Below are 12209 nucleotides of genomic sequence, written 5' to 3'. Positions count from 1 at the left end.
CTTATTTTCCGTCGTTTCCGAGCTTCTCTGCTAATGCTTCTGCTTGCTTCTCTACTAACGCTTTTTCCTCTGACCACTTCTTCTCGCTCCAAACTTCTACTCTGTCTTTGACTCCCACGATCGCTGCCGTATTTTTGAGTCCGATTCTTTCTTTCAGAAAATCTGGAATCAAAATTCTGCCGATCGAATCTATCTCTATTTCTGCCGCCCGTCCAAACATATATCTATTAAAATTTCTTTGATCTGCTTTTAAAAATGAAAGGTCGTTGTCTGAATCAGAAAGTTTCTTGCTTACTTTTTCCCATTCTTTACTTGTAAAAATGAACAAGCATTGTCCGAGTCCTGGGGTGATAATTATTTTCTTGCCGAGCTCTTTGCGAAACTTTGCTGGCAAAGACATTCTATTCTTTTCATCTATTGTGTGTATGTATTCGCCAATTAACATAAATGATTTTTAGAGAGGAAAGTGAACATAAAAATCTTTACCCTGTTAAATGCCTTTTGGCAATTTTTGCTTTGTAAAAATTATTTAACAGGGTGGTGAAATTTTACAGTCGCTGTCGCTTCTTAAAATTTCCCACTTTTTCCCACCTGATATACATTATAAACCACTAAAAAAATACCTCCAACCCCTCCCCTGTGGATAACTTTGTAGTTCTTAATAACAATAAAAAACCATCAATTTATTGATGGTTTTTTATAATAATTTTTAATTTATTCTTTAATTGGTTTCATTAGTGGAAACATTTGAGTTTCGCGAAGAGGCTTGTTTAATAGAATAGAAAAAAGTCTTTCACCAAAACCAAACCCGCAAGTTGGAGGCATACCATACTCAAGCATTTCTACAAATTCATCGTCTGGCATCATGGCTTCAGTATCCCCTTTATCCAACATCTTCTGCTGAGATTCAAATCTCTCCCTTTGATCAATCGGATCATTTAATTCTGAATATCCATTCCCTACTTCACTACCAGCAATAATAGGCATAAATCGTTCAGTGGTAAGAGAATCCTCTCGATTTATTTTTGCAAGCGGTGCAACCAACACAGGATGATGAACAAGAAAAGCTGGACCAGAAATCTGTTTACGACAATATTTCCAAAGTGAATCGATCAAACGTTCCTTATTGTCTCCATCATATTTTACACCAAGCTTGTTAAGTTTTTCCTTTATATCTTTTTCACTGGCTTTAAAAATATCAATTCCTGTCATTTCTTTTATTTTAGAAACATAGTCAATCTTCTCCCATTCATCAGCTAAATCAAAAGTATGTTTGTGCACAGTAAATTTTGTCGTACCGAAAACTTCTTTAGCAATTTTAATATACATTTCTCGAACCAGTTTCATGCCATCATTATAATTAGCAAAGGCCCAGTAAAACTCCATATTGGTAAATTCTTGAGCATGTTCTGGACTAGTGCCTTCGTTTCTATAAACTCTGCCAATTTCAAAAGTTTTAGGAAAACCAGCTGCCATCAATCTCTTTTGCCATAATTCACCAACAGAAATACGCAAATAAACATCTAAATCATAATCATTATGGTGGGTTTTAAAAGGAGTGGCCTCTGCTCCACCGGTCGTAGTTTCTAAAGTTGGAGTTTCAACTTCTAAAAAACCTTTTTCTTTCATAAAATTACGCACAACATCCCAAAATTTTGCTTTTTTTTCAAAAAGATCCTTTATCTCAGGATTCATTAAAATATCCAAATATCTTTTGCGGAATCTTTCTTCCACATCCACTAATCCATGCCATTTTTCGGGAAGCGGGCGCAAACTCTTTGAGAGCATCCGCCAATCTTTTGCTTCTAATGTTTTCTCTCCTCTTTTAGTCGTAAAAAAAGTTCCTTGGATTTCTACAAAATCTCCAATATCAACCACTTCATTCCAAAAATCGAATTTCTCATCGCCAAGAACATCTTTTTTCAAAAGTCCTTGGAAGAGTCCAGTACCATCATTCAAGGTAATAAAAATAATTGCCCCCTGTCCACGAATAGACATTATTCTACCGGCAATCCATTTTGCTTGTTTTTCTTTCTCAAGATTTTCAAAATCATCAACTGCATCCTTCAAAGAAATTTCTCTTTTTGAATTTGCGGGATACGCCTCATGCCCTTTCTTTTTTAAAAGTTCGAGTTTTTTTATTCGAGCGTCCCTAATTTCATCAATTGAAGACATTAAGATACATTAATGATTTTATAATTAACCAAGCCGTTCGGAGTTTGAAAAGAAACATTGTCGCCTTTCTTTTTTCCAAAAAGCGCAGTCCCTACAGGGGAACGATTAGAAATTTTCCCCGATGCCATATCTGCTTCTTCTGACCCGACTATGATATAGTTTTTCTCTTCTTTGGTACCAACTTTTTGGACTATTACATTAGAGCCAATACTAACCACATCTCCTCCTCCACCTTTGACGACTTGGGAGGATTGTAAAATCTGCTCTATTTTAGCGATACGCGCTTCTAGTTTGCCTTGATCTTCGCGAGATTGATGATATTCTGCATTTTCTGATAAATCCCCAAGTGATTTTGCGTACTCCAAATTTTGCAAAATTTCTTTCCTTTTAGGACCTTTTAAATCTTTCAACTCCGCTAAAAGCATTTGCTTTTTTTCTTCGGTTATATAATCCGCTGTTTGTTGCATTATTTGAATATCTTATCTTTTTTTGACAAAAGAGTCAATTATATGATAGTGTAGGTTATGGCAAAAACAGTAATTGAAGTGAGAAAAAATCCGAACGAAAACAATTCGAGCGTCTTGCGCCGTTTTTCGCGCAAGATTCAAGAATCCGGCATCATTCGCAAAGTCAAAGGTTCTCGCTATAATTTGAGAAAAGAATCAAAACTTAAATTAAAAAAAGGCGCTCTAAAGAAAATCAGCAGAAGAAAAGAAATAGAGAAGCTTCGCAAACTGGGCAAAATGATATCTAAGTAAAAACATGGAGGAGAATTTTTCTTTAATAAACAAAACAAAAGGCAAGCTTCCTCGCTTGCCTTTTGTACTTTTAAAAGAAGATATTTTAGGTAAGAAATATTCCTTGTCCATCGCTTGCGTCGATGAAAAAACTTCTAAAGAAATAAATAAAAAATATAGGAACAAAAATAAACCCACAAACATTTTATCTTTTTTGTTAAGTAAAAATGAAGGAGAAATAATATTGTGCCCCGCTGTTATAAAAAAGGAGGCTAAAAATTTTAACAAAACTTTCAGCGACTTTTTGGGCTTTTTAGTTATCCACGGAATGCTGCATCTAAAAGGATATGAACACGGCTCGAAAATGGAAGAAATGGAAGAAAAATATTTATCCCGTAACGGCTAGCGCCTAATTTTTGAGAAAGTGATATAATAAGGGTATTAAAAGTTAAAATTTTAGTATCGGGATGATAAGAAATATTTCGGTAGGCATAGACGTGGGATCGTCCATGACGCGAGTCGTAGTCGGAGAATTCATCAAGGGAGAAAAAAATCCTAAAATTATTGGTATGGGTGAAAGTGTGACGCTCGGCATGCGGAATGGTTATGTCGTAAACTCTTCTCTCGTAACCGCTTCGGTAAGTTCTGCCGTGAAGATGGCTGAAAAAACTTCCGGCCTAAAAATCAAACGATGCTTTGTTTCGATCTCTGGCGCCACTTTGCAGAGCATCGCAAGTTCAGGGGAAACAATTATTTCAAAAGCAAACGGCGAAGTAACTGCTCTCGACATCAATAAAGCCGTTCAAGATTGTGAAAACAATTTAAACCTAAGCAATAAAAAAATCATTCATATTTATCCGCAAACTTTCAGGCTTGATGGAAAAGAAGTGCTGGGAAGATTAGAGGGAATGTTTGGAACGAAGCTTGAAGTTAAAACTCTTTTTGTCACTTATTCTATCGTATATTTAGAAGATTTGGTAAAAGCTATTGCAGAAGCCGGAGTCGATACCTTGGATGTCATAGCATCGCCGGTCGCCATTGCGGACATAGCCTTGTCAGAAAAACAAAAAATCGTGGGAGTGGCATTGGTAGACATCGGAGACCAGACGACTTCCCTTTCTGTTTTTGAAAATGGATTATTGGTATCAATGAGCACCTTTCTTATAGGCTCGAATAAAATAACCAACGACATCGCTCTTGGTTTTAAAATCCCACTAGAGAAAGCGGAAGCTTTAAAACTCGGAAACGATACGGGAGAATTTTCTAAGAAAAAACTCGATGAGATTATCGAAGCGCGATTGTGCGATATTTTTGAATCAATAGAAAATAATTTAAGAAAAATAAAAAGATCAGAACTCTTGCCGGCGGGCATAGTATTCGTAGGCGGCGGAGCAAATACTCCTCGTTTGACAGAATTATCAAAATCGATTCTCAAGCTTCCATCGAATATTGGCGCTATAGAAATCTTCGGCAATGCCAAGACAAAACTTCGCGACCCGTCTTATTTCACCGCTATTGGCCTTCTCTCTTCCGGCAAGGACGGCGACAGTTATTCCGACAGCTCTTTGGGTAATCTTTTCAAAGATTTCAAAAACCTTTTAAAATCAAACCTCAAGCAATTGATGCCGTAGGTTGCCCCACACTTATTTCATAAGTTGTGGGGGTTTGCTTTTTTTTGCGCTAGTGCTAGTATGATTCTATATAAACCTAATCATTTTTAAGTATAAAATATGCCAAAAATAAACCAAGAAATACAAAGTTTTGCTCGCATTATGGTCATCGGAATCGGTGGATCAGGCAAGAACGCGGTGAACCATATGATAAATTCTAAAGTCAAAGGTGTCTCTTTTATCTGTATGAATACTGACACTCAAGACTTGCACCACTCCCTCGCTGAGAAAAAAATTCATATCGGAAAAAATCTTACCAAGGGTCTTGGCGCAGGCATGGATCCAGAAGTTGGGAAAAAGGCAGCCGAAGAAACAAAATCTGAAATCCAAGACGTCATCAAAGGGGCGGACATGATTTTTCTTGCTTGTGGAATGGGTGGAGGCACCGGCACAGGAGCTGCTCCTATCGTCGCTCGCGCAGCGAGAGAACAAGGAATCTTGACCGTAGCAGTCACTACCAAGCCTTTCTTTTTTGAAGGAAATCACCGTATGAAAATAGCGGAAAAAGGAATTGAGGATTTGGCTAAAGAAGTGGATGCGATCATTATTATTCCGAACGACAAATTACTTCAATTGACTGATAAAAACACTAACTTCAAAGACGCTTTTGCAAAATGCGATGATATCTTGCGCCAAGCCGTAGAAGGAATTTCCGATTTGATTACCACTCCAGGTATTATCAATGTTGATTTTGCAGACATTAGAGCTGTAATGTCAAACGCCGGCTCGGCACTTATGGGTATCGGCGCATCTTCTGGCGAGAAACGTGCTGAAAAAGCAGCTTTGGCCGCTATCAATTCACCTCTTCTTGAGGTCTCCATCCACGGCGCCAAGGGAGTATTGTTTGCTATTTCTGGCGGTGATGATTTGACTATCAATGAAATTCAGGAAGCTGCAAAAATTATCACAGAGTCAATCGATAAAGATGCTAAAGTAATCTTTGGAACAATCCGAGATGAAAAATTAAAAAAAGGAGAAATCAAAGTCACTGTTATCGCCACTTCGTTCCCTGCCGATATGCCTCGCAAGAATCTTTTTAGTGGAACAACAGCAGGCCAGCTTTTAAAAGATGAAACTCCAGCAGTAGTAAAAAAAGAAATTCACAATACTATCCAAAGCAATCTGCACAATACCCACAGTACAAATATCCACAATAATGATTTTATAAAAAAGATAGAAAAAAAAGAAACCAAAGAAGATATCATAGAAGATGATGGCGATGACTGGAGCGCTGTTCCAGCATTCTTGAGACGCAACAAGAAATAGGAATTCCAAAATTAAACTTTTTCCGGTACGGAATTTTTTAAGCTTAAAAATTCCTGAAGTTTCCTCGCCGTCGCTCGGAAAACCCCTGCAAAAGTTTATTTTGAAATTCCTATTCATGATGTATAATATGCAAATGATTTACGATCTAATAATTATTGGAGGTGGGCCGGCTGGGAGCGCAGCGGCTGTTTACGCAGCTCGAAAGAAACTGAAGACACTTTTTGTTATTTCAGAGTGGGGTGGGCAGAGCATAGCTTCAGAAGAAATTAAAAATTGGATAGGATCCCCTGCTATCTCCGGAGCACAACTTGCAGAAAATTTTAAAAAACATGTTTTAGAAAATGTGGGAGAAAGTCTAGAAGTAAAAGAAGGCGAAAAAGTAACAGCAATTAAAAAAAAGGAAGCAAGGCTTCCTTCAGCTGAAGGAAGAGCTGAAGGAAGCCTTGCTTCCTTTTTTTCTGTAAAAACAGAATCTGGAAAGGAATTTGAAACTAAAACAATTTTAATAGGGAGCGGCAGTGGACACAGAAAACTCACCGCTAAGAATGCAGATACTTTAGAGCACAAAGGCCTTACCTACTGCGCCAGTTGTGATGGTCCACTTTTTGCAGACATGGATGTGGCTGTGATCGGCGGAGGTAATGCCGCTTTCGGATCAGCCTCCCAGCTTTTAGCATATTGTAAATCTGTCACGCTTATAATCAGAAGCGACTCTTTTCGCGCTGACCAAACTACAATTGATAAAATTTTAAAAAATCCAAAAATAAAAATAATAAAAAATGCTGATATTTTAGAAATACAGGGCGATAAATTTGTAGAAGGAATAATTTATAAGGATAAAATTTCCGGAGAACAAAAAGAATTAAAAGTAGCAGGCATTTTCGTAGAAATCGGACAGATTCCAAATACTGACTTTGTAAAAGATTTGGTTCCTTTAGATGAAATAGGTAAAGTAAAAATAGATGCTTGGTCCCAAAAAACAGAAGTCCTTGGAATTTGGGCTGCTGGGGACTGCACTAATATTCACTATCATCAAAACCTCATCGCAGCCGGCGATGCCGTCCGCGCCATAGAAGATATCTATATTACTCTAAAAGCAAAATAAACTTGTGCAACATCGGATGTTGCACAAGTAGAAAAGTATTTGCGGAGGGTACAGGACTTGAACCTGTAAGGGATTGCTCCCGCTGGTTTTCGAAACCAGTGCCATACCATTAGGCGAACCCTCCTCGTTTGATAATCTAGCATTTTTTGCAGTTTTTTCAAAAAATGTTATGATACTAATGTTTTTAAGCAACAAGAAGGCCCTATCGTCTAACGGTTAGGACGAGTGCTTTTCAAGCACTAAATCCGGGTCCGACTCCCGGTAGGGTCACAGTATGAGCGAAAATAAAATAAAAATAATAATCTTGGCTGCCGGTAAAGGTAAAAGGATGCAGAGTGATTTGCCCAAGGTTCTAGAAACCATAAGGGGTAAAATAATGATCGAGTATTTGCTCGAATCTATTGAAAAATCTGGAATAAGCGACAAACCTATCATTGTCGTCGGCTATGGCAAAGAAAAAGTAATGGAAGCCCTTGGTAAAAATTATGATTATGTGGTTCAGGAAGAACAACTCGGCACAGGACATGCAGTAATAAATACCCAAAAAATACTTGAAAATAATGCAGACCACATAATGGTTCTTTATGGAGATCACCCACTTGTTAGCCCTGAAACAATAAAGAAATTAAAAGATACACACTTAGCTTCTAATAAAAAAATAACCATGGCCACTTTTATCGTTCAAGATTTTAATGATTGGAGGACTGTATTTTATAAAAATTTTTCTCGCATAATTCGAGATCTAAATGGATACATTGTAAAAGATGTACAATTCAAAGATACTAATGACGAAGAAAAAAATATAAAGGAGTTAAATCCTTGTTATTTTTGTTTTGAAGCAAAATGGCTTTGGGAGAATCTTAAAAAATTAAATACCAACAACGCTCAAAAAGAATATTATTTGACTGATTTAGTAAAAATAGCCATGAAAGAAAAAAATCAAATACAATCTATAAACATAGATCCACGTGAAGCTTTAGGTGTAAATTCAAAAGAAGAACTTGAAACATTAGAGAAATTGGTAGTATAGTGTCTAAATGCGCGATTAGCTCAGTGGTAGAGCGACCCCTTGACGTGGGGTAGGCCGGGGGTTCAATCCCCTCATCGCGCACAAGAATATGACAATGAAAATCTTAAGCATCGAAACATCTTGCGATGATACAGCAATAAGTATTATGGAAGTTCACCCGCCGAAGGCGGGCAAGAAAGGAGGCATTACAAATGCTTCCTTTAAAGTGTTGGCGAATAATTCAAATTCTCAAATAAATATTCACATTCCTTTTGGAGGTGTTTTCCCAAAACTCGCTAAACAAGAACATATCAAGAATCTACCTATTTTACTTGAGCTTTGTCTTAAACAAGCCAAATTAGATAAAAAGAAAAAGCCAATAGACGCGATAATGATAACTTATGGTCCAGGTCTTGAGATGTCTCTTTGGACCGGAATCGCCTTTGCCAAAGAACTCGCCCAAAAATGGAAAGTGCCCTTGATACCGGTCAATCATATGGAAGGACATGTTCTTTCCGTTTTTGGAAAAGAAAAAGGAACTTTTAAAATAAAAAAAGTGGAAACACCAATCCTAACGCTTCTAGTGTCTGGCGGACATACGCAATTAGTACTTTCGAAAAAGTGGATGGATTATGAAATCATTGGCAAAACGCTTGATGATGCAGTCGGAGAAGCTTTTGATAAAGTAGCCAGAATGCTTGATCTGCCTTACCCTGGAGGGCCACAAATTTCAAAATTAGCTGGAGAAGCGAGAAACTTGTGCGAGGGAAGCATTGCGCAGGCTGTCGAGCCGAGCATAGCAAATTTTCAGCAGAAAATTATGCGTGCTGAGTCCGCACAAGTTTCTCGCTTCTCTCTCTCGCGCGACACTATAAAGATTGATTCTCTTTCTTTCTCCCTCCCCCGCCCGATGCTGCATACAAAAGATTTTAATTTTTCTTTTTCTGGTCTTAAAACGGCAGTTTTATATTTAATAAGAGACCTAGGCGGAATTGAGAAAATCGATCAGAATACAAAAAAACAAATTGCTTTGGAATTTGAGAACGCCGCCATCGAATGTCTAACCTATAAAACAAAAAAAGCTTTAGAAAAATACGATATAAAAACTCTCATTGTTGCCGGAGGGGTTGCAGCAAATAAATATTTGCAAGATGAAATAAAGAAAATTACTAAAAGTAAAATCAAGTTTATGTTTCCACCAAAAGGACTTATTGGAGATAATTCCATAATGATCGGGATTGCTGGGTACTTAAATTATATAAAAAATAAAAAGAAAGTTCCTAAATTAGATAGCATAAAAGCAATTGGTGATTTAAGGCTCTAATCCTTCTCGAGTCAAGATAAATGTGATATTATCTAACTATGAACGAAAAGTTACTCAAGCCGTACGACCCCAAAAATACAGAAAAAAGAATTTACAAACTTTGGGAAGAAAGCGGTTTTTTTAACCCAGACAATCTGCCTGGCAAGGAAGACGGACAGCAAAAAGAAGCTTTCACTATCATGATGCCTCCGCCAAACGCTACCGGCACTTTGCACATGGGGCATGCCCTTTTTTTAACGCTCGAAGACATTATGATTCGTTACAAGCGTATGCGAGGATATAAAACGCTTTGGTTGCCCGGAACAGATCATGCCTCCATTGCTACCCAATCAAAAGTTGAAAAAGAAATTCAAAAAAAGGAAGGTCTTTCCAGGCATGATTTGGGGAGAGAAAAGTTGCTAAAACGCATTGATGAATTTGTAGAAAAAAATAGAGATATTATGACATCGCAGATGAGAACGATGGGCGCCTCATGTGACTGGTCTCGTGAAGCTTTTACTTTAGATGATAAAAGAAATCTTGCTGTAAACACGATATTCAAGAAAATGTATGACGATGAACTTATCTATCGTGGTAATAGAATAGTAAATTGGGACCCAAAAGGCCAAACCACAATTTCTGATGATGAAATAGTTTATGAGGAACGCGAAGCGAAGCTTTATACTTTTAAGTATTCCCACGAATTTCCCATTGCAATTTCAACCACCAGACCTGAAACAAAGATCGGCGACACCGCTGTAGCGGTGCATCCTGACGATAAAAGATATGAGAAATTTATTGGAAAAGAATATGATTTAAAGTTTTGTGAAGTACCAATTCATATTAAAATAATAGCTGACAAAGAAGTTGATCCAGAGTTTGGCACCGGAGCACTTGGAGTCACTCCAGCCCATTCTATGATTGACTGGGAAATGGCTGACAGACATGACTTACCTCGCCCGCAAGTCATAAATGAATATGCCAAAATGTCTATTGGCGGAGAAAGTTTACTAGGCAAAAAGACAACGGAAGCAAGAAAAATTATTGTAGAATGGCTTCGCTCCCAAAATCTACTAGAAAAAGAAGAAGAAATAAAACAAAATATCGCTACCGCTGAACGTACTGGCGGAACAATAGAACCACTTCCTAAATTGCAATGGTTTATAAACGTAAATAAGCCTATAAAAGAACGCGGTAATAAAACTCTCAAGGATTTGATGCGTGAGCCATTCTCCAAGGGAGAAATAAAAATTATTCCGGATTATTTTTCTAAAACATATTTTCACTGGATAGAAAATTTACGCGATTGGTGCATTTCAAGGCAAATTTGGTATGGACACAGGATTCCAGTTTGGTACGACAGTAAAGGTGGAGTTTATTGCGACACAAAAGCTCCTGTTGGTGAAAATTGGAAACAAGATGAGGATACCTTAGATACTTGGTTTTCTTCCGGACTTTGGACTTTTTCCACTCTAGGCTGGCCCGCCTCCGTTTCCACTACGGCGGGTAAACCCGAAAAAACAGGAGACCTAAAAACCTATCACCCCACAGACGTCCTAGAAACTGGTTATGATATTCTTTTCTTTTGGGTGGCGAGAATGGTATTAATGTCAGAATATGCTTTGGGTGAAGTCCCTTTCAAAAATATATTCCTTCATGGAACTGTTCGGGACGCAAAAGGAAGAAAGATGTCTAAATCCCTAAATAACGGGCTTGATCCTATTGATATAGCGGAAAAATTCGGAGCCGATGCTGGACGAATGGCGCTCATCGTGGGCACTGCGCCTGGCACAGATAGTAAAATTTCAGAGGACAAAATAAAAGGCTACAAAAATTTTGCAAATAAAATTTGGAACATTACCCGTTTTATTTTAGACAATGTGGATGAAAACAACTTTGGAAAAACTATAGAAAATAAACTAACAAAAGAGTTTAAAGAAATCAAAGAAGATATAACGACTGATATGGAAAATTATCGTTTCCATTTGGCGTCAGAAAAAATATACCAATATATTTGGCACAGGTTTGCTGATCAGATTATTGAGGAAACAAAAGAGATTCTCAAAACGAACGGTGAAAAAGCGGATGAAAGAAGAATTGCTTTAGCCTCAATCTGGAAAGATTGTTTAAAAATACTTCATCCTTTTATGCCTTTCGTCACAGAAGAAATTTGGCAAATTATAAATTCCCGACCAGAGTCGGGATCCCGACATAGGTCGGGACTTTTAATGATTGGACAATGGCCATCTTAACAATCGATCCCAAAACTTTGCTGATAGCATTCTTTGGCGGGATCATCCCCTCTCTTTTATGGCTTTGGTTTTGGCTAAAAGAAGATGAAGAGCATCCTGAACCTAAAGGATTAGTCACCATAATATTTATTATGGGCATGATAGCGGTTATATTGGTTTTGCCTATTCAAAAATTTATCCAAGACAATGTGGGTTCATATGAAGGTAAACTTATATTGTGGGCAAGTGTAGAAGAAATTTTGAAATATTTGGCGGTATTGATAATCCTGTGTAAAACAAACAATGCTAGTAAGCCGATCGATTGGCCAATATATATCATTACCGCAGCTTTGGGCTTTGCCGCTCTTGAAAATATGTTATTTTTGCTCAAAATTTTCCCTGCATCGATCGGCACCACCCAGAGCCTGAGTACTGGCAACTTAAGATTTCTTGGAGCCAATCTGCTTCATGCCATCTCAAGCGGAATTGTGGGTATTTCCATAGGAATTTCCTTTTACGCAAAAAAATGGGAAAAAAATATTTCTCTTTTCGTTGGTTTTTTGATTGCTATTGCCTTGCATACCGCCTTTAATTTTTTTATAATAAGAAACGATGGAAATGATTCCTTGAAAGTTTTAACTTTTCTGTGGGTCGTCACAATTATAATAATGTTACTTTTTGAAAAAGTAAGAAGAATGAGCAAAAATTATTAA

The 12209-nt window shown here is 37.5% G+C and carries 12 protein-coding genes and 3 tRNA genes; 11 read left to right on the top strand and 4 right to left on the bottom strand.

Annotation, left to right across the window (positions count from 1 at the left end; genetic code table 11):
* Nucleotide 1 precedes the first annotated feature (1 nt).
* The 3 genes from mraZ to greA all read right to left on the bottom strand — a co-directional run bounded on the left by mraZ (nucleotide 2) and on the right by greA (nucleotide 2642).
* Entirely contained in the window at nucleotides 2–445 is a 444-nt protein-coding gene (gene mraZ, locus PHT16_02430; GenBank protein ID MDD5721277.1) for a division/cell wall cluster transcriptional repressor MraZ, read from the bottom strand.
* A gap of 269 nt (nucleotides 446–714) precedes the next feature.
* The gene (lysS, locus tag PHT16_02425) at nucleotides 715–2175 is read right to left on the bottom strand and encodes a lysine--tRNA ligase (GenBank protein ID MDD5721276.1); all 1461 of its coding nucleotides are present in this window, start codon (nucleotides 2173–2175) and stop codon (nucleotides 715–717) included.
* Nucleotides 2175–2642: a transcription elongation factor GreA gene (gene greA, locus PHT16_02420; protein MDD5721275.1), complete on the bottom strand. Its 468-nt coding sequence runs from the start codon at nucleotides 2640–2642 to the stop codon at nucleotides 2175–2177. The genes lysS and greA overlap by 1 nt, the downstream gene beginning before the upstream one ends.
* A gap of 57 nt (nucleotides 2643–2699) precedes the next feature.
* Here greA and PHT16_02415 point away from each other — a divergent pair, with 57 nt between their 5' ends.
* The 5 genes from PHT16_02415 (at nucleotide 2700) to PHT16_02395 (ending at nucleotide 6953) form a co-directional block, all read left to right on the top strand.
* Nucleotides 2700–2933 carry a hypothetical protein gene (locus PHT16_02415; GenBank protein MDD5721274.1) on the top strand — a complete coding sequence of 78 codons (234 nt, stop codon included), beginning with the start codon at nucleotides 2700–2702 and terminating at the stop codon, nucleotides 2931–2933.
* A 4-nt stretch (nucleotides 2934–2937) separates the two neighbouring features.
* On the top strand, nucleotides 2938–3318 hold the full coding sequence (gene ybeY / locus PHT16_02410) for an rRNA maturation RNase YbeY (protein MDD5721273.1): 381 nt from the start codon (nucleotides 2938–2940) through the stop codon (nucleotides 3316–3318).
* Nucleotides 3319–3379: 61 nt separating this feature from the next.
* Nucleotides 3380–4543 carry a cell division protein FtsA gene (ftsA, locus tag PHT16_02405; GenBank protein ID MDD5721272.1) on the top strand — a complete coding sequence of 388 codons (1164 nt, stop codon included), beginning with the start codon at nucleotides 3380–3382 and terminating at the stop codon, nucleotides 4541–4543.
* Nucleotides 4544–4642: 99 nt separating this feature from the next.
* Nucleotides 4643–5848 (top strand): cell division protein FtsZ, encoded by a 1206-nt coding sequence (gene ftsZ, locus PHT16_02400; GenBank protein MDD5721271.1) that lies wholly within the window; start codon nucleotides 4643–4645, stop codon nucleotides 5846–5848.
* 133 nt (nucleotides 5849–5981) lie between these two features.
* Nucleotides 5982–6953, top strand: coding sequence for an FAD-dependent oxidoreductase (locus PHT16_02395; protein MDD5721270.1), 972 nt, complete (start codon nucleotides 5982–5984; stop codon nucleotides 6951–6953).
* 42 nt (nucleotides 6954–6995) lie between these two features.
* Here the strand turns inward: PHT16_02395 and PHT16_02390 are convergent.
* Nucleotides 6996–7077, bottom strand: a tRNA-Ser gene (locus PHT16_02390).
* A gap of 74 nt (nucleotides 7078–7151) precedes the next feature.
* Between PHT16_02390 and PHT16_02385 the strand changes: the two genes are divergently transcribed.
* The 6 genes from PHT16_02385 (at nucleotide 7152) to PHT16_02360 (ending at nucleotide 12209) form a co-directional block, all read left to right on the top strand.
* A tRNA-Glu gene (locus PHT16_02385) sits at nucleotides 7152–7223 on the top strand.
* Nucleotides 7224–7227: 4 nt separating this feature from the next.
* Nucleotides 7228–7983: an NTP transferase domain-containing protein gene (locus PHT16_02380; protein ID MDD5721269.1), complete on the top strand. Its 756-nt coding sequence runs from the start codon at nucleotides 7228–7230 to the stop codon at nucleotides 7981–7983.
* A 9-nt stretch (nucleotides 7984–7992) separates the two neighbouring features.
* A tRNA-Val gene (locus PHT16_02375) sits at nucleotides 7993–8064 on the top strand.
* A gap of 13 nt (nucleotides 8065–8077) precedes the next feature.
* Entirely contained in the window at nucleotides 8078–9286 is a 1209-nt protein-coding gene (locus PHT16_02370) for a tRNA (adenosine(37)-N6)-threonylcarbamoyltransferase complex transferase subunit TsaD (protein ID MDD5721268.1), read from the top strand.
* A gap of 38 nt (nucleotides 9287–9324) precedes the next feature.
* Nucleotides 9325–11517, top strand: a complete 2193-nt coding sequence (locus PHT16_02365; protein ID MDD5721267.1) for a valine--tRNA ligase — start codon at nucleotides 9325–9327, stop codon at nucleotides 11515–11517.
* On the top strand, nucleotides 11505–12209 hold the full coding sequence (locus PHT16_02360) for a PrsW family glutamic-type intramembrane protease (GenBank protein ID MDD5721266.1): 705 nt from the start codon (nucleotides 11505–11507) through the stop codon (nucleotides 12207–12209). Before PHT16_02365 ends, PHT16_02360 begins: the two co-directional genes overlap by 13 nt.

This window comes from Candidatus Paceibacterota bacterium (assembly GCA_028718635.1).
Taxonomy (GTDB): domain Bacteria; phylum Patescibacteriota; class Minisyncoccia; order Phycocordibacterales; family UBA9973; genus UBA9973.
This window is presented reverse-complemented; position numbering and strand designations above follow the sequence as displayed.